We start from the raw sequence: 20,205 nt of genomic DNA, 5'->3' as shown, positions 1-20,205 counted from the left end.
CCTCCTGCGCCGGTCGAAGGACCGTGTTCAAGAGCCGCTCGTTCCACTCGCTCATGCGTCCACCAGGTTCTTGAGGATGGAGGTGAAGAAGCCGAGGCCGTCGGTGCCCGGCGCGCCGACCAGGTCCTCGACCGCGTGCTCGGGGTGCGGCATGAGCCCGACCACGTTGCCCGCCTCGTTGCGGATGCCCGCGATGTCGTTGAGCGAGCCGTTGGGGTTGCCGCCGGCGTAGCGCACGACCACGTGGCCGCCCGCCTCGAGCGCGGCCAGCGTCTCGGCGGAGGCGACGTAGCGGCCCTCGCCGTGCTTGACCGGCAGCACGATCTCCTGGCCCTGGTCGAAGGCGTTGGTCCAGGCGGTCGCGGTCTGCTCGATGCGGACCCGCTGGTCACGGCAGACGTAGTGGAGCGACGCGTTGCGGGTCAGCGCGCCGGGCAGCAGGTGCGCCTCGCACAGGATCTGGAACCCGTTGCACGTGCCGATCACCGGCAGGCCCGCCCCCGCGGCCGGGACGAGCTCGTCCATGATCGGCGCGAACCGCGAGATGGCGCCGCAGCGCAGGTAGTCGCCGTAGGAGAAGCCGCCGGGCAGGAACACGGCGTCGACCCCCTTCAGGTCGTGGTCGGCGTGCCACAGCGGAACCGCCTGCGCGCCCACGAGGTGCACGGCTCTGGCGGCGTCCTGGTCGTCGAGAGTTCCTGGAAACGTGACTACGCCCACACGGGCAGCGCTCATGACAGTCGTCCCCTCCGAGGAATGCGCGCGCACGCGCCACCGTCTCTTCGGGGCGGACGGCGGTCTGCGGCGGTGTAACCCAGGTTATCGGGTGCTCGAGCATGGTCCGCATCGGCTCGTGCGCGATGCGGGGGCGCAGGTCAGACGGCTGCGAGCGCGCGGGGACGGGCCTGCGCGCCGTCGTCCCAAGCGAGCGTCTTGCGCAGGTGGACCGTGGTGCCCCGGCCGGGCTCGGTGCCGAAGGAGATCTCGTCGACGACGGAGCGCATGATCAGCAGACCCCGGCCGTTCTCGGTGTCGGGAGGGGGGAAGTGCGCGGGCATCGACGGCACGCCCGCGCCGCTGTCGGCGACGCGTACGTCGCAGTGGCCGGAGCCGATCGACGCCGTCACTTCGTAGCGGTTGGCGGGTCCTCCGTGCCGCACCGCGTTGGAGCACGCCTCGGAGACGGCGAGCAACATGTCGGCGATGCAGGTCTCACTCACGTTGAGTGAGCGCAGGGCATCGCCTAGCACTCGCCTGACCATCGGTATGCCGATCGCATCCCGAGGCAGCGCCAACGAGAACTCAATATCCACCGGACTCCTCCGGGCGCCAGAATGTCACCTGGAGTAGGTTTCCCTGTGAAATCGGGGCTAACCGCAAAATCACGTTGTTGTTATTTACTGTTGGCTTGCGCGTGGCATTGTGGCACGTCAGAACCCCGCTTTAACCGACCAGGGGTAAATCGGGGGATCAAATGTGCGTTCTACTCCTCAACCCGGACGGTGTAGTCCTCGATCACCGTGTTGGCCAGAAGGGTCTCGGCCATCTTGCGCACCTCGGCCAGCGCCGCATCGTCTGCCGGGCCCTCGAGCTCCAGTTCGAAACGCTTGCCCTGGCGCACGGCCCCGACGCCGGAGAAGCCGAGCCTGGGCAGCGCCCTGGCGATCGCCTGGCCCTGCGGATCGAGGATCTCGGGCTTCAACATGACGTCCACGATGACGCGGGCCACTGCGTTCCTCCTGGGAGCGGTGGGTGGATGGGAAGCACAGCCTACCGGCGCGTGTGGCCGCCGACACAACGGGAACGGGGAGGACATGGGGCTTGCGCGCAGGGCTGTGACGTCTGCCACCATGGCCCCAAAGCGTACGAACCATCACCATATGGTTCTTCGCCAAGGAGGCCGGCCTGAGGTGGCAACCCCATCGACACCCGGCCCTGACGCACAGGAGTGGCCATGACCGAGCTTGTCGAGGTCGTCAGTGAGCACAGCACATGTGCCGCGTCACCGGCGAAGGAGGTCTCGTGACAACCGAAGCCTCACGTGGTGCTGAGGCGCCGCCGGAGCTCGTCCAGTTGCTCACCCCCGAAGGGGAGCGGGTCGAGCACCCCGACTACGACATCGACCTGACCCCCGAGGAGACCCGGTCGCTCTACCGCGACCTGGTGCTCGTCCGCCGCATCGACCTGGAGGCCGTGGCGCTGCAACGCCAGGGCGAGCTCGGCATCTGGGCCTCGCTGCTGGGCCAGGAGGCGGCCCAGATCGGGTCGGGCCGCGCGCTGACCGACGTGGACATGGCGTTCCCCACCTACCGGGAGCACGGTGTGGCGTGGTGCCGCGACGTCGACCCGGTGAAGCTGCTCGGCCTGTTCAGAGGCGTCAACCACGGCGGGTGGGACCCCAAGGAGCACAACTTCCACCTGTACACGATCGTGATCGGCAGCCAGACGCTGCACGCCGTCGGCTACGCCATGGGCATCCAGCGCGACGACGCCAACGCGGCCACCATCGCCTACTTCGGCGACGGCGCCACCTCCCAGGGCGACGTGAACGAGTCGTTCATCTGGGCCAGCGTGTTCAACGCGCCGATCGTGTTCTTCTGCCAGAACAACCAGTGGGCGATCTCCGAGCCGCTGGAGAAGCAGAGCCGCATCCCCCTCTACCGCCGCGCCTCGGGCTTCGGCTTCCCCGGCATCAGGGTCGACGGCAACGACGTGTTCGCCTGCCTCGCGGTGACCAGGAAGGCCCTCGAAGCCGCCCGTACGGGGCAGGGCCCGACGCTCATCGAGGCCTTCACGTACCGCATGGGCGCCCACACCACCACCGACGACCCCACGCGCTACCGCGTGGCCAGCGAGCTGGAGGCGTGGAAGCTCAAGGACCCGATCGAGCGGGTCAAGGCCTACCTCTTCAAGAACGAGCACGCCGACCAGGCGTTCTTCGACGCCGTCGACGGGGAGGCCGCCCAGCTCGGCGCCGATCTGCGCAGGCGCTGCCTGGCCATGCCCGATCCCGAACCGCTCGCCATCTTCGACCACGTCTACAGCGAGTCCCACGCCCTGATGGACCAGGAGCGCGCCCAGTTCGCCGCGTACCTGGAGGGGTTCGCCAAATGACGATCATGAGCCTGTCCAAGGCGCTCAACGAAGGCATGCGCAAGGCCATGGAGGACGACCCCAAGGTCCTCATCATGGGCGAGGACGTCGGCAAGCTGGGCGGCGTCTTCCGCGTCACCGACGGCCTGCAGAAGGACTTCGGCGAGGACCGCGTCATCGACACGCCGCTGGCCGAGTCGGGCATCATCGGCACCGCGATCGGGCTGGCGCTGCGCGGCTACCGGCCGGTGTGCGAGATCCAGTTCGACGGGTTCGTCTTCCCCGCGGCCGACCAGATCATCACGCAGCTCGCCAAGATGCCGATGCGCTCGCTGGGCGCGATCAAGCTGCCGGTCGTCGTACGCATCCCCTGCGGCGGCGGCATCGGGGCGGTCGAGCACCACAGCGAGTCGCCGGAGGCGTACTTCACCCACACGGCCGGCCTGCGGGTCGTGGCCTGCTCCAACCCGGCCGACGCGTACACCATGATCCAGCAGGCCATCCGCAGTGACGATCCGGTGATCTTCTTCGAGCCCAAGCGCCGCTACTGGGAGAAGGCCGACATCGACACCGACTCCGCCGAATGGTGGCCGCCGCTGCACGCGGCCAAGGTGGTGCGGCCGGGCACCGACGCCACGCTGCTGGCCTACGGGCCCATGGTCAAGACGTGCCTGGAGGCCGCCACGGCGGCCGAGGACGACGGGCGCTCGCTGGAGGTGATCGACCTGCGCTCGCTCAACCCGCTGGACGAGCCGCTGGTCCTGGAGTCCGCCCGCAGGACGGGGCGCGTCGTGGTCGTGCACGAGGCCCCCGTCAACAACGGGTTCGGCGCCGAGCTCGCCGCCAGGATCACCGAACAGTGCTTCTACCACCTGGAGTCGCCCGTGTTGCGGGCCGGCGGCTTCTCCACCCCCTACCCGCCGTCGAAGCTGGAGGAGCACTACCTGCCCGATCTGGACCGGGTGCTCGACGCCGTCGACCGGACCTTCGGGTACTGAGGGGGTTGTCCATGCGACGCGAGTTCAAGCTCCCTGACGTCGGAGAGGGTCTGACGGAGGCGGAGATCGTCCGCTGGCACGTCAAGGCGGGCGACGACGTCAAGGTCAACCAGATCGTCGTCGAGATCGAGACGGCGAAGTCGATCGTCGAGCTGCCGATCCCGTGGGACGGCGTGGTGGCCGCCCTGATGGCCGACGAGGGCACGACGGTCGAGGTGGGCCTCCCCATCATCGCCGTGGACACCGGAGGAGACGGCGACGACGGCGGCCAGGCCAGGGCGCTGGCCGACGACATGGTCCCGAAGCCGCCGGCCGAGGGCGCCGTCGAGCCCGGGGCGCACGGCAGCCCGGCGCCCAAGGAGGAACGCCAGGCGGTCCTGGTGGGCTACGGCGTCAAGACGGGCGCCACCAAACGCCGCCCGCGCAAGCAACCACCGAGCGCGGCCGCTCCGGTCGCCAACCCGGACCGCGTGGGGGTGGACGGACCGCCCCCACCGGTCGCCGCCGCGCCCGCGCCCGCCGCACAGGCGCCCGCGGGGCCGCGGGCCCTGGCCAAGCCGCCCGTACGCAAGCTCGCCAAGGACCTGGGCGTGAACCTGGCGAGCGTCACCGGCACGGGCCCGCAGGCCTCGATCACCCGGGAAGACGTGCGCGCGGCCGCTCAGGCGGCACCCGTGGCGGCGGCGCCCCGGCCGCGACGCGAGCGCGAGGAGCGCGTCCCGATCAAGGGCGTGCGCAGGATGACCGCCCAGGCGATGGTCGCCAGCGCCTTCACCGCGCCGCACGTCACCGAGTTCCTCCAGGTGGACGTGACGCGGACGATGGAGGCCGTCCGGCGCCTGCGTGACCTCCCCGAGTTCGCGCAGGTCAAGGTCTCCCCGCTCCTCCTGGTGGCCAAGGCCGTGATCACGGCGGCCGGACGGCACCCGCTGATCAACTCGTCCTGGGACGAGGCGGCGCAGGAGATCGTGGTCAAGCACTACGTGAACCTGGGCATAGCCGCCGCGACCCCGCGCGGCCTGGTGGTGCCCAACGTCAAGGGCGCCGACGCGCTTTCCCTGCCCGAGCTCGCCGCGCAACTGGGCGGGCTCACGGAGACGGCCAGAGCGGGCCGCACGCAACCGGCCGAGATGGCGGGCGGCACCATCACGATCACGAACGTCGGCGTGTTCGGCGTCGACGCCGGCACCCCGATCCTGAACCCCGGCGAGGCCGCCATCCTCGCCTTCGGCCAGGTCAGGGACATGCCGTGGGTGGTCGACGGCGAGCTGGCGGTGCGCAAGGTGACGACGCTGGCACTCTCGTTCGACCACCGGATCGTGGACGGCGAGCTGGGCTCGCTGTTCCTGCGCGACGTGGGAGCCATGCTGGAGGACCCGCTCCGCATGCTCGCCTGGAGCTGACCCGGGTACGGCGACCGCCGGGAGGACCCCTCTCCCGGCGATCGCCGTGGCGGGGACGCCCGCACCCGATCACCTCAGAGGCGCCGGCGTCCCGATGAAATACATTGGCCCCATGATTCGCCACATCGTGTTGTTCACCTGGAAAGACGACGCCACCGACGATCAGCGCGCCGCCGTGACGGCCGAGCTGGGCAAACTGCCCGGCGTCATCCCGCAGCTGCGGTCCTTCAGCGTCGGCGGCGACGCCGGCATCAACCAGGGCAACCACGACTATGCGGTGGTGGCCGACTTCGACAGCGTCGACGACTACCTGGTCTATCGCGACCATCCCCAGCACCAGGCGGTGGTCGCCGAGCGCATCAGGCCGATCCTCGCGAGCCGCGCCGCCGTGCAGCTGAAGCTCTAGATCTCGGGAGGGTTGTTCTCCCGGTGCATCAGCCGGTGGTCGGACGTCTGGCCCCGCCGAGGGGCCAGCACGATGCTCAGGACCACCCCCACTCCGCCGACGATCATGAAGATGATGCCGATGATGTCCATGTGGACGCTCTGTCCGAACACATCGGGCTCGATGGCGAACTTCAGGATGGCGCCGAGCGTGAGGAAGAAGATGCTGACCCCGACACCCATGACGACCTCCAGGAAAAGAGCGTGTACAGCACCGGTCATACCCGAGTAAACGCGATCACACCCGCGACTTCTCAGGCCAGGCACGACAGCGGCCGGCCGCCGTTGTAGGTGATCATGTCGAGTACGGCGGCGGCCAGGTCGATCGGGGCGCCGGGCGGCTGCCCGTCGAGCTCGGCGTAGGCGCGGTGCAGGTTGCCCACGATGCGCTCGGCGTCGAGCAGCCCGGCCCACTCGCCCAGATCGGTCTCCCTGGCCGCGTCGAGCGGCGACAGCCCGGCGTCCCTGCCCCGTCTGGCGGTCTCCTGCACGAACCGCAGATAGCCCTCGGCCTGGTCGTAGGCCTCGGGCCCGCAGATCTCCCCGTGGCCAGGCACGATGGTCGCCGCGCCGAGCTGCCTGAGCTGGGTGAGAGCCTCCAGCGCCCCGGCGACCGAGCCCATCAGCACGAACGGCGTGCCGCCGTTGAAGACGAGGTCGCCGGAGAACAGCAGCCGCCGCTCGGGGATCCACACGTACGAGTCGTTGGTCGTGTGGGCCGCGTGCCCGACGTGCCTGACCTCGCACCTCAGGTCGTCGGAGTGCACGGTGACGCGGTCGGTGAAGGTGAGGAACGGCGGCGTCACCTCCATCGCGCCCCACTCCACCGTCGGCGACCAGGCGGAGCGGTAGGCGGGGACCCCGTCGGCGATGATCTGTTCGCGCACGCCCTCGTGGGCGACGATCGTCGCCTCGGGGAACAACCAGTTGCCGAACGTGTGGTCGCCGTGGTGGTGGGTGTTGATCAAAGTGGTGATCGGCCGGTCGCTTACGCGGCCGATGGCCTCCTTGAACGCCCGCGTCCGGCGCTCGGTCGAGCAGGCGTCGACGCAGATGACGCCGCGCCGCCCGGCCAGGAAACCGGTGTTGTTGATCCACCAGCTTCCGTCGGGCTGCACGTAGGCGTAGACGCCGTCCGACACCTCTTCGACGCGGGCGGGCGGCAGGGGATGATCGTGGGAAGCGGAACTCATGCTCGCGAAGGTACCCGCCGCCGTGGCCGCCGGGCGGCTTGGGCGGCAGGACACCCGCCCGGCGCGCGAGCGGGCGTCCCCGACCTGGAGTCCCCCGGCCTAGAAGGCCTCTTCCGGCAGCTCCATGAGTTCCTGGCCGGTCGCGGCGAGCACGCGCCGCTCGGCGGCCAGGCGCGGCAGCACGGTCGTGGCGAAGAAGGAGGCGGCGCCGACCTTGCCGAGGTAGAACGGGTCGTCGCCGTCGGCCAGCTTGGCCAGGGCCACCTCGGCCTGCCGCAGCAGCAGCCAGCCGATCACCAGGTCGCCCAGCGCGAGCAGCAGCCTGGTGGTGTTGAGCCCGACCTTGTACACCTCCTGCGGCGACTCCATCGAGGACAGCGCCCAGCCGGCCATGGTGTCGCCCATGGCCTTGACCTCGGCGGCGGCCTCGGCCAGCAGCTTGCGCTCCTCCTTGAGCCGGCCGTTGCCCGCCTCGGAGCCGGCGAACGCGTTGATCTCGTCGAGCAGCGCGCCGATCGCGGTGCCCTGGTTGCGCAGGATCTTCCTGAAGAACAGGTCGAGACCCTGGATCGCGGTCGTGCCCTCGTACAGGGAGTCGATCTTGGCGTCGCGGATGTACTGCTCGATCGGGTAGTCCTGCAGGTAGCCGGAGCCGCCCAGGGTCTGCAGCGAGCGGGAGAGCAGCTCGTACGACCGCTCGGAGCCGACCCCCTTGACGATGGGCAGCAGCAGGTCGTTCATGGCCTGGGCGTGCCGGTCCTCGGGGTCGATGAGGAGGGCGTCCTGGAAGGTGGCGGTGTAGAGCACCAGGGCGCGCATGCCCTCCGCGTACGCCTTCTGCAGCATGAGCTCGCGGCGGACGTCGGGGTGGTGGGTGATGGTCACCCGTGGAGCGGTCTTGTCGGACATCTTCGTCATGTCCGCGCCCTGGATCCTGGCCCTGGCGTACTCCAGGGCGTTCAGGTAGCCGGTGGACAGCGTGGCGATGGCCTTGGTGCCGACCATCATGCGGGCGTGCTCGATCACCATGAACATCTGCTTGATGCCCTCGTGCACGTCGCCCACCAGCCAGCCGACCGCCGGGTGCTTGTCGCCGAAGGTCAGCTCGCAGGTCGTGGAGACCTTCAGGCCCATCTTCTTCTCGACGTTGGTGACGTAGACGCCGTTGCGCTCGCCGACCTCGCCGGTCCCGAGGTCGACGTGGAACTTCGGCACCAGGAACATCGACAGTCCCTTGGTGCCGGGGCCGTGGCCCTCGGGGCGGGCCAGCACGAGGTGGAAGATGTTCTCGGTCATGTCGTGCTCGGCGCTGGTGATGAAGCGCTTGACACCCTCGATGTGCCAGGTGCCGTCGGGCTGCTCGATCGCCTTCGCCCGCCCGGCGCCCACGTCGGAGCCGGCGTCGGGCTCGGTGAGCACCATGGTGGCGCCCCAGTTGCGCTCGATGGCCAGCTCGGCGAAGCGCTTCTGCTGCTCGTTGCCCACCTTCCACAGGGTGTAGGCGAAGTTGGGGCCGGCCGCGTACATGTAGAGGGCCGGGTTGGCGCCGAGCACCATCTCGGCCGTGGCCCAGGCGAGGCTCCGGGGGATGCCGGGGCCGCCCAGCTCGGTGGGCAGGTCGAGGTGTGTCCACCCACCGTCGACCAGCGCCTTGTACGACTTCTTGAAGCCGTCGGGGACGCGTACGGAGCCGGTGGCCGCGTCGAACACGGGCGGGTGCCTGTCGCCCTCCTCGAAGGAGTCGGCCAGGACGCCGGTGGCCAGCCTGCCGACCTCGTCGAGAATGCTGCGGGCGACCTCCTCGTCCACTTCCGCAAAGGGCCCCGTGCCGAGGATCTCGCGCCTGCCGAGCACCTCGAAAAGGTTGAACTCCAGGTCGCGCACGTTGCTCTTGTAGTGGCCCATGGGTGTCGCTCTCCTTGAACCGAGTTTGGTGTACTGGCCAGTAACCTTACTCTGAAATGCTACCCACGGGTAACCCCTGTCATGCATGGCATGCTCTCTCCATGGACGCCGAAAGACTCGCCGCCCGATGGCGAGAGCGACTGGAATCCTGGGCCATCCCCGAAGCGATCATGGCCAAGGCTCCCGTTGATCCATGGGGCCACTCGCCCGAACGGTTCGCCACCCGCACCGACCGGGCGCTGGCCGAGCCCGACGACGGGCCGACCGTGACCCGGCTCGCCGAGGCACTGTCAGGGAGGGGTTCAGGCACGGGGTCAGGCAAGGGCACGCTGCTCGACGTGGGCGCCGGCTCCGGCGCCGCGTCCCTGCCGCTGCGCGAGCACATCGGCCATCTCTACGCGGTCGACACCTCGGCGCCCATGCTGGAGGAACTGGCGGCCCGGGCCGACAAGCTCGGGGTGCCGGTCACCACGGTCGCGGGCCGCTGGCCCGACGTGGCCGACGACGTGCCCGTGGCCGACGTGGCCATCGCCGCGCACGTCGTCTACAACGTTCCCGACCTGGCCGGTTTCCTGCGGGCACTCGACCGCCGCACGCAGGGGCGGGTGGTGCTGGAGCTCCCGCACCGCCACCCCATGAGCTGGCTGACGCCGCTGTGGCAACACTTCCACGGGGTCGACCGGCCGGTGCGCCCCGTCGCGGAAGACTGCGTGGCGCTGGCCGCGGCGCTCGGCTACCCCGTCAGGGTGGAGGAGCGTGAGGCGCCCCTGGAACGTTTCACGTCGCTGGACGAGCTGGCCGCCAGCGCCTGCCGCCGGATCTGCCTCGACCCGTCCATGGCGGACGAGGTGGCGGCGACGGTGCTGGAGCTCGGCATGTGGCCGATGCCCAGAGACCGGTGGACCACGGTCTGGTGGGAATGAGAGGCACAGGCCGCACGTTGTCCATGGCGAGCTGACGGCTCCCGGACGAGACGCGCCGTACCCGGCACGACAAGACGACGCATCCGCACAGTCTCGTTCACAAGGAGTTCGTGATCATGGCGTGGATCCTTCTCGTGCTGGCCGGCCTCTTCGAGATCGCCATGGCCCTCTCGCTCAAACTCAGCAACGGGTTCACCCATCTGTGGTGGACCCTGTCGTTCCTGGGCACGGCCGTGCTGAGCTTCGGCCTGCTCTCGTACGCGCTCAAGTCCCTGGAGGTCGGCACCGCGTACGCCGTCTGGACCGGGGTCGGCGCGGCCGGCACCGCGATCCTCGGCATGATCGCCATGGGGGATGAGGTGTCGCTGCCCCGCATCGCGTGCATCGCGCTGATCCTGGCGGGCGTCATCGGGTTGCGAACACTGGCTTGACGTCTTCGGTGGTGCCGGGTTGGGTGGCCTGGTGATCGAAATCCACGCTGTCACCATCGACAGCCACAACCCGTACGAGATCGCCAGCTGGTGGAGCAGGGCCACCGGGCTGCCGCTGGGCGAGGGCGACCAGCCCGGTGACGACGAGGTCATGCTCCGCACCAAGCAGGACCCGTTCGTGCTCTTCCAGAAGGTTCCGGAAAGCAAGACCGTCAAGAACCGCGTGCACCTCGACGTCAACGGCATGGATGGCAGGACCCGTAACGAGGAGGTCGAGCGGCTGGTCGGCATGGGCGCGACCATCGCCGACGACCTGCGCCGCCCTGACGGCACCGGCTGGGTGATGATGCTCGACCCCGAGGGCAACGAGTTCTGTGTCTGCCGCAGCCAGGAGGAGCGCGAGGCCCAGGGCTGAGCCGGGGTCACCGGGCCGAGCGGGCCCTGCCCTGCAGGGTGAGCGTCACGATGGCGGTGATCAGATAGACCAGCGCGCCGTGCCACAGGGCGTCGACGGCCGAGCCGAACACGCCCTCTCCGTCGAGCACGAGCTGCACGGGATAGTCCAGCACGGCCGTGATGCCGGCGGGCACCAGCGCGAACTTCCACGGGTGGCGCAGCGACCACACGCGAGCCTGCCGGGTCACCCGGTCGCCGTCGTCCGGCTTCGACACCGCGCCGATCGCGGCGACCAGCGCGAACAGGCTGATGCCCAGGCCCAGCGCCCACACCAGGTCGCCGCCGCCCGTGAGCAGGCCGAACCCGTAGCTGGTCGCCGAGACGACGCCACCGCTGATGGCGGCGGCCTTCCAAGGAGCGCCACGCAGCGCGGCGCCGGACAGCGATACCTCGTCGCGTCGACTGATTTCGTTCATGCCCCCCATGCTGCCTTTCCGGTCACCCTGGGGGCATCGGGGGCGGACCCTGACCTGTCCCTGACATCATGCGGACATGCAGAAAGTCGTGATAACGCATCTTGGCCCCGGCGAAGCGGATCGGCTGCGGTCGGTCCGGTTGCGCGCCCTCCAGGACACCCCGGACGCTTTCGGGTCGTCGTACGGGCGCGAGGTCGCCTTTCCACCAGGGAAATGGGACGAACGCCTGAGCGAGTCAGGTTCGCGGTGGTGGGTGGCCGAGAGCGGCGGCGCCGACGTGGGCCTGGTGTGCGTGCTGCTGGAGGACGGCGGGGCGCACCTGCTGTCCATGTGGGTCGCACCCGAGGCCAGAGGCGAGGGCGTGGGCTCCCGGCTGGTCGACACGGCCGTGGAGTGGGCCAGGAGCGCCGGCGCGGAGGAGATCGGCCTCTGGGCGGTCGACCAGAACCACACCGCCCGCGCCCTCTACGCCCGCAAGGGCTTCGCCCCGAGCGGCAGGGTCATGGCGCTGCCGTCCAACCCCGACCTCATGGAGTCCCACTACGTGCTGTCGCTGCTCTTCCGGCAGGCCCGCGGGGGCGACGTGTCCGCGATCGTCGCCATGCTGGCCGACGACCCGCTCGGGGCCCAGCGCGAGGGAGACCCGGGCGACGAGCGCTACCTGGCGGCGTTCGAGCGGATCGACGCCGACCCGTACGACGAGCTGATCGTGGCCGAGCGCGACGGCAAGGTGGTGGGCACCATGCAGCTGACCTACCTGGCCGGGCTGTCGCGGCTGGGCGCGGAGCGGTGCCAGATCGAGGCCGTCAGGGTCGCCGCCTCCGAGCGGGGCAGAGGGCTCGGCCGCAAGATGATCGAGTGGGCCGTCGACCGTGCGCGGGCGCGCGGCTGCGCCATGGTGCAGCTCACCTCCGACAAGTCACGTACGGACGCGCACCGCTTCTACGACTCCCTCGGCTTCACGGCCTCCCACGTCGGCTACAAGCTCAAACTGGAGTGACCTCGACCAGGTTGTCGTGGAAGGCGGGACCCCGGCCCATGTCGCCGTCCCGCTCCGCCACGACCGCGTTCGGGTTGGCGCCGCCGGGGGTGAGCTTCGGCCAGCGCCCCTTCGGCGAGGCCACCACCCCGGCCGCCACCCGGTCGCTGATCTCCACGTCGGCCAGGAACTCGCCGCCCTCGTTGTGCACCCGCACCCGCTGACCGCCGGCCAGCCCGCGCGCCGCCGCGTCGGCCGGGTTGACCAGCACCACCGGGTCCTTGGCCCGCCGCCGCAGCTCCGGGTTGTTGCCGAACGTCGTGTTGAGGAACAGGTGCGACGCCGGCGTGATCAGCGTCAGCGGGTACGGCGACGATCCCGCCGCGCGCACCGTGTGGGGCGGCACGTACGCCTCCCCGGCGGGCGGGAAGCGCAGCCGGCCGGAGGGCGTCGGGAAGCCGTCGGCGAACGGCGCGAAGGGCTTGGGGTAGTTCATCCGCACCCAGCCCTCCTTGCGGATCCGGTCCAGGGTGATGCCCTCAAGGGAGGGATGCCCGCTCGACAACAACTGCTCGGCCAGCTCCAGGTCCGAGTCGTACAACGACGGCTCGGTCATTCCCATGTGCCTGGCCAGCCGCCTGAACGTCTCCGTCGTGGACAGGCATTCGCCGGGCGGTGGCACGGCGGGCTCGTTCCACAGCAGGTAGAGGTGCCCGTAGCCGGCGTGCAGGTCCATGTGCTCGGTCTGCATGGTCGCGGGCAGCACGATGTCGGCGTAGTCGACGGTGTCGGTGGGGAACTGCTCCATGACCACCGTGAACAGGTCCTCGCGGGCGAGCTGCCGTCTGATGGTGTTCGCGTCGGGGGAGGAGCCCGCCGGGTTGGCCGCGTACACCCACAGGCATTTCACGTCGTGGAGCTGCGAGGCGAGCTTCGTCATGACCAGCGTGCGCACCGGCCGGGCCAGCAGGTCGTCGCGCCGGTCGATGGCGAGGTGGACGTGGTCGCTGGTGGAGAAGGCGACGCCGCCGCCCGGATGGCGCCAGTCGCCGGTGACGCCGGGGATCGCGGCGATCGTGCGCAGCGCGGTGCCGCCGCCGGCGTGCCGCTGCAGGCCGTGCGTGGCCCGCAGCGCGGTCGGCCGGGTGTGCGCGAGCCGCGTCCCCAGCGCGCGGACGGACTCGGCGGGGATGCCGGTGATCTCGGCCACCCGCTCGACCGGGTGGCGCAGGATCTCCTCGCGGAAGTCGTCCCAGCCCTCGGTGTGCGCGGAGAGGAACGCATCGTCCTGCGCGTTCTCCGCCAGCACCACGTTGAGCAGCCCGAGCGCCAGCGCGGCGTCCGTGCCCGGCCTGATCGCCAGGTGCTCGTCGGCCTGGTCGGCGGTTCTGGTGCGGATGGGGTCGACGGCGACGACGTACGCGCCGTTCGCCCGCGCGTCCTGCACGAACTTCCACAGGTGGTGCCCGCTGGTCAGCGTGTTCGTGCCCCACAAGACGACCAGCTTGGCCAGCGCGAAGTTCTCCGGGTCCATCCCGGCCGCGGTGCCCGTCGTCCGCCGCAGGCCGCTGTTGCCGGCGCCCGAGCAGATGTTGAGATAGTGCTTGGAGGCGCCCAGCATGTTCCAGAACCGCCGCCCCGCCACACCCTCGCAGCCCTGGAGGTAGCCGAGCGAGCCGGTGCCCAGATAGGGCCAGATGGCCTCGCCGCCGTGCTCCTCGACGATGCCGCGCAGCCGCACGGAGATCTCGTCGAGGGCCTCGTCCCAGGTGATGCGCTCGAACTGGCCGGAGCCCTTGGGCCCGGTGCGGCGCAGCGGGTGGAGGATGCGGTCGTCCGCCCGGGTGTGTTCCAGGTAGCGGTTGACCTTCACGCAGAGCGCGCCCCGGGTGTAGGGCTGGTCGGGGTTGCCGCGGAGGCTGGCGGCCCGGCCGTCTTTCACCGTGACCACCCAGGAACAGGTATCCGGGCAGTCCAGCGGACACGCCCCCAGAACTCTCAAATCACCCGGCATGGCACACAGCCTACGTCGCGGAAATCGGAGGTGAACGGTGGGATCTCCAGCGTGTAGCCTGCCCGGTGCGAGGACTAGGGGGCTGATTTGAGGACACTGAACACCTAAAGATCTCACGGTCCAGCCGGGAAGGTGCAGAATCACTGTCGGTGGCCGAAATCAGGGAACGAGATGACACGGAGGACCTCGCGGAGGGGGATCCAGCCGTGGCCGAGTCGCGCGCGGACACCGACGTCTACGTCGTAGAGCCGCTCCTGCCGCAGCGCCTTCGTCGCCCGTCCGACCTGCTGCGGTTCTTCGCCACGCTCGCGGTGCTCGGCGCGGTGATCCTGCTCGCCCTGGTGGCCAAGCAGACGCTCATCGGCCTCGAGGCCGACGTCAAGGAGGGCGCCGAACTCGTCCCCCTGCTCAGCAGGATCGCCGCGTTCCTGGGCGGCGCGGCCGTGCTCATCGTGCCCACGGCCTTCGCCGTCGAGCGGGTCTTCCACCGCGACGGGCTGCGCGTCGCCGAAGGTCTGATCGCCGCGATCATCGGCATCGCCGGATCGTTCCTGCTGGGGCAGTGGCTCGTCGCGGGCAACGTCGACGACCTGCGCGTGCTGCTCACCGGCGACAGGAAGATCGAGCCGCTCAACACGCTGCTCACCTCGGTGATCGCGTACGCCACCGCCGTGCGCATCTCGCGCCGCCCCACGTGGCGGATGCTGATGTGGACCACGATCGCCCTCTACATCCTGGCCTTCTTCTCCGGCAGGCAGATCACGCTGCCGAGCGCCATCGTGACCGTGCTGGTCGGCATGGCCATCGGCTACGCCACCCTCTACGGCGTCGGCAGCCCCAACACCAGGCCGCCGGGCAGCGCCGTGGTGGCCGCGCTGCGCAAGCTGTCGTTCACGCCGATCTCGGCCCGCCGCATCGAGGACGACCACCAGGGCAGCCGCCGCTACGCCATCGGCCTGCAGGACGGCAGCAGCCTCGACGTCACCGTGCTCGACCGCGACCGGCAGGTGGCGGGGCTTCCCTACCGCCTGTGGCGGCGCATCAGGCTCCACTCCGAGACCAGGCGCAGAGCCATCAGGTCGCTGCGCGCCGAGCTCGAACGCGAGGCGCTCATGGCGTACGCGGCGCAGGCGGCCGGCGCCAGCACGCCCCGGCTGCTCGGCACCAGCGAGATCGGCACCGAGGCCGCGCTGCTCGCCTACGAGCACATCGAGACACGCCCGCTCGACGAGGTGCCGGACGAAGAGATCGACGACGACCTGCTCGCCCAGATCTGGGAGCAGGTCGGGCTGCTGCAGATCCAGCGCCTGGCGCACCGCAGGCTCACCGGCGACAGCATCCACCTCGACGGCGCCGGCCGGGTCGTGCTCACCGACGCGCGCAGCGGCGAGATCGCCGCCGGAGACCTGCTGCTCAGGCTCGACGTCGCCCAGCTCCTCACCTACCTGGCGCTGCGCGTCGGCCCCGAGCGCTCGGTCAGGGCCGCGGCGGCCGTCATGGGGGCCGACACGCTGGCCGCCGCCCTGCCGCTGCTCCAGCGCATCGCCCTGACCAGGGAGACCCGCGCGGCCCTGGCCAAGGCCAAACAGGTCCTGCCCGGCATCCGCGAGCACATCGTGGCCCTCAAGCCGCAGGGCAAGGTCGAAGAGGTGCGGCTGGAGCGGTTCAGGCCGCGCACCCTGATCACCATCATCGCCAGCACGCTGGCCGCGTACTTCCTGCTGTCCCAGCTCAGCCAGGTCAACGTCTACCAGGTGGTGACCACGGCCAACTGGGCCTGGTCGGGGCTGGCGCTGGTCGCCTCGTTCGTGAGCTTCGTGGCCGCCGCGTGCATGCTGCGCGGGTTCGTGCCCGAGAACCTTCCTCTCTGGCGTACGGTGCTCGTGCAGTTCGCGGCCTCGTTCGTCAAGCTCGTCGCGCCCGCGGCCGTGGGCGGCGTCGCGATCAACACCCGCTACCTGCAGAAGCGCGGCATCTCCCCGGCCAGCGCGGTGGCCAGCGTGGGCGCCTCCCAGCTCATCATGATGATCTTCCACATCGCGCTGCTCCTGCTGTTCGCCTACATCACCGGCTCCACCACCAACACCGCGTTCACGCCGTCGCGCGGGCTGGTCGTGGTGCTGCTCGCGGTGGCGCTGCTGGTCGTGGTGGTGCTCGGCGTGCCGCCGCTGCGCCGGATGGTCACCGCGCGGATGAGCAGGCTCTTCTCCAACGTCCTGCCGCGGCTGCTCGACGTGCTGCAGTCGCCGCGCAAGATGATCGAGGCGGGCCTGGGCACGCTCATGATCACCATCGCGTTCATCGTCTGCCTGGACGCGTGCGTGGCGGCGTTCGGCGGAGAGCTCAGCTTCACCGCCGTCGCCGTCGTCTACCTCACGGCCAACGCGATCGGCTCGGCCGCACCCACACCCGGCGGGCTGGGCGCGGTCGAGGGCGCGCTCGCGCTCGGCCTCACCGTGGCGGGGCTGCCCGCCGAGCTGGCCACGTCGGCCGTGCTGCTGCACCGGCTGCTCACGTTCTGGCTGCCGGTGCTGCCCGGCTGGGCCTCCTTCACCTACCTCCAGCGGCACGAGGCCCTGTGATCTTGTCGATGGCCGCGAGCTCGTCCTCGGTGAAGGCGGGGCCGTCCACGCAGGCCACGTTGTCCTCGAGCTGCCGCACGCTGCTCGCGCCGATCAGCACGCTCGTCACCCGCGGATCCCTGAGCGCCCACGACAACGCCATCTGAGCCAGCGTCTGCCCGCGACCCCTCGCGATCTCGTTCAGGTCGCGCGCCAGCTCGCGGTCGATCCGTTCCTGCGGCAGGAAACGGCTGGTGGCCGCGCGCGAGTCGGCCGGCACCCCGTCGAGGTAGCGGTCGGTCAGCACGCCCTGCGCCAGCGGCGAGAACACGATGCAGCCCATCCCCGCCTCCTCCAGCACGTCGAGCAGCCGCCCGTCCTCGATCCACCGGTTGATCATCGAGTAGGACGGCTGGTGGATGAGCAGCGGCGTGCCCAGCTCGCGCATGATCCGCGCCGCCTGGGTGGTCTGCTCGGCCGAGTAGTTGGAGATGCCCGCATAAAGCGCCTTGCCCGAGCGCACGGCCCGGTCGAGCGCCCCCATGGTCTCCTCCAGCGGCGTGTCCGGATCGGGACGGTGGCTGTAGAAGATGTCGACGTAGTCGAGGCCCATGCGCTCCAGCGACTGGTCGAGGCTGGCCAGCAGATATTTGCGCGAACCCCACTCGCCGTACGGGCCGGGCCACATGTCGAAGCCGGCCTTGGTGGAGATGATCAGCTCGTCGCGGTGGCGCGCGAAGTCCTCGCCCAGGATCCGGCCGAAGTTCCGCTCCGCCGACCCGTACGGGACACCGTAGTTGTTGGCCAGATCGAAGTGCGTCACCCCGAGGTCGAACGCCCGCCGCAGGATCGCCCGCGCGTTGTCGATCGGCCGGTTGTCGCCGAAGTTGTGCCACAGGCCCAGCGACACCGCCGGCAGCTTCACCCCGCTGCGGCCGCTGCGGTTGTACGGCTGACGCTCGTAACGCCGGTCGTCGGCCTGATACGTCATGACGCGCCCCTCTCGATGATCCAGGCCAGCGCGAACGCCTCTTCACGCCAGGCGTCGTAACGTCCGCTGCGGCCGCCGTGCCCCGCGCCCATCTCGGTCTTGAGCAGGAACGGCCCGCCGCCCGCCGTCGCCCGCAACCGCGCGATCCACTTCGCCGGCTCGTGGTAGAGGACGCGCGTGTCGTTCAGGCTCGTGATCGCCAGAATCGGCGGGTACGCCCTGCCGTCCACGTTCTCGTACGGCGAATAGCTCTTCATGTAGGCGTAGACCTGGGGATCGTGCAGCGGGTCGCCCCACTCGTCCCACTCGATCACGGTCAGCGGCAGCGACGGATCGAGGATGGTGTTCAGGGCGTCGACGAACGGCACCTCGGCCACCACGCCCGCGAACAGCTCGGGCGCCAGGTTCGTGGCCGCGCCCATGAGCAGCCCGCCGGCCGAGCCGCCCCTCGCGATGACCCGCTCGCTCCAGCCGCTCTCCTTCATGTGCCCGGCCGCCGCCACGAAGTCGGTGAACGTGTTGCGCTTCCTGGTCAGCTTGCCCTCTTCGTACCAGCGGCGGCCCAGCTCGCCGCCGCCCCTGACGTGCGCGACGGCGAAGATGAAGCCGCGGTCGAGCAGTGACAACCTCGGGATCGAGAAGCCGGGGTCGATGGAGGTCTCGTAGCTGCCGTACCCGTACAGCACGGTGGGAGCCGGTCTGGCGGTGTCCTTCCGCTTCACGATGGACACGGGGATCTTCGTGCCGTCCTCGGCCGTGGCCCAGTCGCGGAACTGCTCGTAGTCGGCCGGGTCGTAGCCGCCCAGCACCGGGCGCTGCTTGAGCAGGATCAGCTCGTGCGAGTGGAGCTCGTAGTCGTACACGCTGGGCGGGGTGACCATGCTCGTGTACGCCAGCCGGAGCCGCGTGGTCGTGAACTCGGGGTTGCCCGCCGGTCCGACGTCGTACAGCGGCTCGGGGAAGTCGATCTCGTACGCGTTCCGCTCGGAGGCCTCGACCCGCTCCCGCCAGGTGCCGCCGGCGGAGCCGTAGGGCAGCACCCGCAGGCCGGTCAGCCCTTCGCGCCGGAAGTGCACCACGGCGTGGTCGGAGAACGCGTCGATCTCCAGGAGCCTCGTGTCGTCCCTGTGCGCGGTCAGCGGCGTCCAGGAACCGGGGTCGTCGAGCGGGGCGGTGGCCAGCTCGAAGTTCTCGGCGTTCTCGTTGTGGAGCACGTAGAAGAAGTCGCCGGCGTGCTCGACGCCGTATTCGACGCCGGTCTTCCTGGGGCGGACGACCTTGAACTCGCCCGACGGATCCATGGCGTCGAGGACGCGCACCTCACTGGTGATCTTGCTGCCCGCGCTGAGCACCAGGTAGCGCTCGCTCCTGGTCAGCCCGATGCCCACCCAGTAACGCTCGTCGCTCTCCTCGTAGACCAGCACGTCCTCCTGCGTTCCCAGGGTGTGCCGGTAGACCTGGAAGGGGCGCCAGGCGTCGTCGACGCGAGTGTAGAAGAACGCGGAGCCGTCCGCCGACCAGGCCCCTCCGTAGAAGATGTCCGTGATCTCGTCGGGGAGCACCTCGCCGGTCTCGAGGTTCTTGAACCTCAGCGTGAAGCGCTCGTCGCCCTTGTAGTCGGTCGAGTAGGCCAGCATCGAGCCGTCAGGGGTGACGGAGCTGGCGCCGACGGAGAAGAACGGGCTGTCGCCGGCCAGCTCGTTGCCGTCCATGATCACCTGCTCGCGGTCGAGCCGCTCGCCCGGCGTGATCACAGGAGGCGCGTCACTGTCGGCGGGGACGCGGCAGGAGACGGCGTACTGCTTGCCCTCCTCGGTGCGCGTGTAATACCACCAGGCGCCCTTGCGGCTCGGCACCGACAGGTCGGTTTCCTGGGTGCGGGCCTTGATCTCCTGGAACACCTGCTCCTGGAGTTCGGAGAGGTGAGCGGTCTCCTTCTTGAGAAAGTCGTTCTCCGCCTCCAGATAGACGGTGGTATCGGGATCTTCCTTGTTGCTCAGCCAGGCGTACTCGTCGATGACGGTGTCGCCATGATGGATGCGCTCGGTCCGGACCTTCTTCGCCACTGGTGGCGTGTTGCTGCTCACGTGGGGAGTCTATGTTCGGTCGTGATCGATCTGTGGCCGTAGAGCGCGGCGAACGAGTCCCGAGCGGTCCGGAGCGCTGCTAATCTTGAGAAGCCGACGCGGTGCGGCACAACCTCCTCCTCTCACTCCGGTGATATTGGCGTGTTGTGTCGTGGGCCGGCGGCAATCCCCTGTGACTGCTGGGTCGGGAGACCGGTTCGCCGAACCGCCTACGACCTGGTAAGTTAGAGGGGTTGTCTCCGAAAGGGGGCGGCGCTTAATTCCCGCAGGTTGTGCAGGTCCGGTCAATTTGACAGGGACTTGAACGGCTG

General features: G+C 69.8%; 19 protein-coding genes, 1 pseudogene and 1 riboswitch. Of the genes and pseudogenes, 10 read left to right on the top strand and 10 right to left on the bottom strand.

All coding sequences use genetic code 11. The annotated features are described in order from the left end of the window. Nucleotides 1–51: 51 nt before the first annotated feature. The 3 genes from purQ to purS form a co-directional block, all read right to left on the bottom strand. The gene (gene purQ / locus ACZ6SA_RS43305) at nucleotides 52–735 is read right to left on the bottom strand and encodes a phosphoribosylformylglycinamidine synthase subunit PurQ (RefSeq protein ID WP_443156164.1); all 684 of its coding nucleotides are present in this window, start codon (nucleotides 733–735) and stop codon (nucleotides 52–54) included. A 140-nt stretch (nucleotides 736–875) separates the two neighbouring features. Next, on the bottom strand, nucleotides 876–1,262 hold the full coding sequence (locus tag ACZ6SA_RS43300) for an ATP-binding protein (RefSeq protein WP_347650233.1): 387 nt from the start codon (nucleotides 1,260–1,262) through the stop codon (nucleotides 876–878). A 221-nt stretch (nucleotides 1,263–1,483) separates the two neighbouring features. Continuing rightward, nucleotides 1,484–1,729, bottom strand: a complete 246-nt coding sequence (gene purS, locus ACZ6SA_RS43295) for a phosphoribosylformylglycinamidine synthase subunit PurS (RefSeq protein ID WP_347650217.1) — start codon at nucleotides 1,727–1,729, stop codon at nucleotides 1,484–1,486. 293 nt (nucleotides 1,730–2,022) lie between these two features. Between purS and pdhA the strand changes: the two genes are divergently transcribed. The 4 genes from pdhA to ACZ6SA_RS43275 all read left to right on the top strand — a co-directional run bounded on the left by pdhA (nucleotide 2,023) and on the right by ACZ6SA_RS43275 (nucleotide 5,900). Then, complete coding sequence (gene pdhA, locus ACZ6SA_RS43290; protein ID WP_465834920.1) at nucleotides 2,023–3,114, top strand: pyruvate dehydrogenase (acetyl-transferring) E1 component subunit alpha; 1,092 nt, start codon at nucleotides 2,023–2,025, stop codon at nucleotides 3,112–3,114. Further along, complete coding sequence (locus ACZ6SA_RS43285; RefSeq protein WP_347650219.1) at nucleotides 3,111–4,091, top strand: alpha-ketoacid dehydrogenase subunit beta; 981 nt, start codon at nucleotides 3,111–3,113, stop codon at nucleotides 4,089–4,091. The genes pdhA and ACZ6SA_RS43285 overlap by 4 nt, the downstream gene beginning before the upstream one ends. An 11-nt stretch (nucleotides 4,092–4,102) precedes the next feature. Then, nucleotides 4,103–5,494 (top strand): dihydrolipoamide acetyltransferase family protein, encoded by a 1,392-nt coding sequence (locus ACZ6SA_RS43280; RefSeq protein WP_465834918.1) that lies wholly within the window; start codon nucleotides 4,103–4,105, stop codon nucleotides 5,492–5,494. A 112-nt stretch (nucleotides 5,495–5,606) separates the two neighbouring features. Next, nucleotides 5,607–5,900: a Dabb family protein gene (locus ACZ6SA_RS43275; RefSeq protein WP_347650221.1), complete on the top strand. Its 294-nt coding sequence runs from the start codon at nucleotides 5,607–5,609 to the stop codon at nucleotides 5,898–5,900. Here the strand turns inward: ACZ6SA_RS43275 and ACZ6SA_RS43270 are convergent. From ACZ6SA_RS43270 to ACZ6SA_RS43260, 3 genes are all read right to left on the bottom strand, one after another. Then, nucleotides 5,897–6,121, bottom strand: a complete 225-nt coding sequence (locus tag ACZ6SA_RS43270) for a hypothetical protein (RefSeq protein WP_132508392.1) — start codon at nucleotides 6,119–6,121, stop codon at nucleotides 5,897–5,899. The two genes, ACZ6SA_RS43275 and ACZ6SA_RS43270, sit on opposite strands and share 4 nt — an antisense overlap. 71 nt (nucleotides 6,122–6,192) lie before the next feature. Continuing rightward, entirely contained in the window at nucleotides 6,193–7,131 is a 939-nt protein-coding gene (locus ACZ6SA_RS43265; RefSeq protein WP_465834915.1) for an MBL fold metallo-hydrolase, read from the bottom strand. Nucleotides 7,132–7,230: 99 nt separating this feature from the next. Beyond that, nucleotides 7,231–9,036 (bottom strand): acyl-CoA dehydrogenase, encoded by a 1,806-nt coding sequence (locus ACZ6SA_RS43260; protein ID WP_347650223.1) that lies wholly within the window; start codon nucleotides 9,034–9,036, stop codon nucleotides 7,231–7,233. A gap of 101 nt (nucleotides 9,037–9,137) precedes the next feature. Here ACZ6SA_RS43260 and ACZ6SA_RS43255 point away from each other — a divergent pair, with 101 nt between their 5' ends. The 3 genes from ACZ6SA_RS43255 (at nucleotide 9,138) to ACZ6SA_RS43245 (ending at nucleotide 10,805) form a co-directional block, all read left to right on the top strand. Next, entirely contained in the window at nucleotides 9,138–9,959 is an 822-nt protein-coding gene (locus ACZ6SA_RS43255; protein WP_465834912.1) for a class I SAM-dependent methyltransferase, read from the top strand. Between the two features lie 25 nt (nucleotides 9,960–9,984). Further along, nucleotides 9,985–10,043: riboswitch (guanidine-III (ykkC-III) riboswitch) on the top strand. A 32-nt stretch (nucleotides 10,044–10,075) separates the two neighbouring features. Then, nucleotides 10,076–10,390, top strand: coding sequence for a DMT family transporter (locus tag ACZ6SA_RS43250; RefSeq protein WP_347650225.1), 315 nt, complete (start codon nucleotides 10,076–10,078; stop codon nucleotides 10,388–10,390). Nucleotides 10,391–10,421: 31 nt separating this feature from the next. After that, complete coding sequence (locus ACZ6SA_RS43245; RefSeq protein ID WP_465834910.1) at nucleotides 10,422–10,805, top strand: VOC family protein; 384 nt, start codon at nucleotides 10,422–10,424, stop codon at nucleotides 10,803–10,805. A gap of 7 nt (nucleotides 10,806–10,812) precedes the next feature. Here ACZ6SA_RS43245 and ACZ6SA_RS43240 read toward each other — a convergent pair whose 3' ends face one another. Next, nucleotides 10,813–11,262 carry a hypothetical protein gene (locus ACZ6SA_RS43240; RefSeq protein ID WP_347650227.1) on the bottom strand — a complete coding sequence of 150 codons (450 nt, stop codon included), beginning with the start codon at nucleotides 11,260–11,262 and terminating at the stop codon, nucleotides 10,813–10,815. Between the two features lie 76 nt (nucleotides 11,263–11,338). Here ACZ6SA_RS43240 and ACZ6SA_RS43235 point away from each other — a divergent pair. Both ACZ6SA_RS43235 and ACZ6SA_RS43230 read left to right on the top strand, forming a co-directional pair. Then, nucleotides 11,339–11,749, top strand: a pseudogene (locus tag ACZ6SA_RS43235) (GNAT family N-acetyltransferase); the annotation flags it as partial. Nucleotides 11,750–11,791: 42 nt separating this feature from the next. Next, the gene (locus ACZ6SA_RS43230; protein ID WP_465835007.1) at nucleotides 11,792–12,262 is read left to right on the top strand and encodes a GNAT family N-acetyltransferase; all 471 of its coding nucleotides are present in this window, start codon (nucleotides 11,792–11,794) and stop codon (nucleotides 12,260–12,262) included. Here ACZ6SA_RS43230 and ACZ6SA_RS43225 read toward each other — a convergent pair. After that, nucleotides 12,249–14,255 (bottom strand): molybdopterin-containing oxidoreductase family protein, encoded by a 2,007-nt coding sequence (locus ACZ6SA_RS43225; RefSeq protein ID WP_347650228.1) that lies wholly within the window; start codon nucleotides 14,253–14,255, stop codon nucleotides 12,249–12,251. The genes ACZ6SA_RS43230 and ACZ6SA_RS43225 overlap by 14 nt on opposite strands. Before the next feature lie 149 nt (nucleotides 14,256–14,404). Between ACZ6SA_RS43225 and ACZ6SA_RS43220 the strand changes: the two genes are divergently transcribed. Then, nucleotides 14,405–16,837 carry a lysylphosphatidylglycerol synthase transmembrane domain-containing protein gene (locus ACZ6SA_RS43220; RefSeq protein ID WP_347650229.1) on the top strand — a complete coding sequence of 811 codons (2,433 nt, stop codon included), beginning with the start codon at nucleotides 14,405–14,407 and terminating at the stop codon, nucleotides 16,835–16,837. On the opposite strand, the gene mgrA is transcribed toward ACZ6SA_RS43220, so the two are convergent. Both mgrA and ACZ6SA_RS43210 read right to left on the bottom strand, forming a co-directional pair. Further along, entirely contained in the window at nucleotides 16,806–17,807 is a 1,002-nt protein-coding gene (gene mgrA / locus ACZ6SA_RS43215; protein WP_347650230.1) for an L-glyceraldehyde 3-phosphate reductase, read from the bottom strand. The genes ACZ6SA_RS43220 and mgrA overlap by 32 nt on opposite strands. Beyond that, nucleotides 17,804–19,894 carry a S9 family peptidase gene (locus tag ACZ6SA_RS43210; protein ID WP_465834907.1) on the bottom strand — a complete coding sequence of 697 codons (2,091 nt, stop codon included), beginning with the start codon at nucleotides 19,892–19,894 and terminating at the stop codon, nucleotides 17,804–17,806. The genes mgrA and ACZ6SA_RS43210 overlap by 4 nt, the downstream gene beginning before the upstream one ends. Nucleotides 19,895–20,205 lie beyond the last annotated feature (311 nt).

The organism is Nonomuraea sp. NPDC049378, from assembly GCF_055586745.1.
Note: the sequence above shows the minus strand (reverse complement) of the source record. Positions and strands in the feature narration are given on the sequence as shown.

Coding starts and splice junctions, on each gene's coding strand:
- purQ (WP_443156164.1), bottom strand. CDS start 735: ATGAGCGCTGCCCGTGTGGGCGTAGTCACGTTTCCAGGAACTCTCGAC.
- ACZ6SA_RS43270 (WP_132508392.1), bottom strand. CDS start 6,121: ATGGGTGTCGGGGTCAGCATCTTCTTCCTCACGCTCGGCGCCATCCTG.
- ACZ6SA_RS43275 (WP_347650221.1), top strand. CDS start 5,607: ATGATTCGCCACATCGTGTTGTTCACCTGGAAAGACGACGCCACCGAC.
- ACZ6SA_RS43280 (WP_465834918.1), top strand. CDS start 4,103: ATGCGACGCGAGTTCAAGCTCCCTGACGTCGGAGAGGGTCTGACGGAG.
- ACZ6SA_RS43285 (WP_347650219.1), top strand. CDS start 3,111: ATGACGATCATGAGCCTGTCCAAGGCGCTCAACGAAGGCATGCGCAAG.
- mgrA (WP_347650230.1), bottom strand. CDS start 17,807: ATGACGTATCAGGCCGACGACCGGCGTTACGAGCGTCAGCCGTACAAC.
- ACZ6SA_RS43300 (WP_347650233.1), bottom strand. CDS start 1,262: ATGGTCAGGCGAGTGCTAGGCGATGCCCTGCGCTCACTCAACGTGAGT.
- ACZ6SA_RS43225 (WP_347650228.1), bottom strand. CDS start 14,255: ATGCCGGGTGATTTGAGAGTTCTGGGGGCGTGTCCGCTGGACTGCCCG.
- ACZ6SA_RS43265 (WP_465834915.1), bottom strand. CDS start 7,131: ATGAGTTCCGCTTCCCACGATCATCCCCTGCCGCCCGCCCGCGTCGAA.
- ACZ6SA_RS43230 (WP_465835007.1), top strand. CDS start 11,792: ATGGAGTCCCACTACGTGCTGTCGCTGCTCTTCCGGCAGGCCCGCGGG.
- ACZ6SA_RS43240 (WP_347650227.1), bottom strand. CDS start 11,262: ATGAACGAAATCAGTCGACGCGACGAGGTATCGCTGTCCGGCGCCGCG.
- ACZ6SA_RS43250 (WP_347650225.1), top strand. CDS start 10,076: ATGGCGTGGATCCTTCTCGTGCTGGCCGGCCTCTTCGAGATCGCCATG.
- ACZ6SA_RS43260 (WP_347650223.1), bottom strand. CDS start 9,036: ATGGGCCACTACAAGAGCAACGTGCGCGACCTGGAGTTCAACCTTTTC.
- ACZ6SA_RS43255 (WP_465834912.1), top strand. CDS start 9,138: ATGGACGCCGAAAGACTCGCCGCCCGATGGCGAGAGCGACTGGAATCC.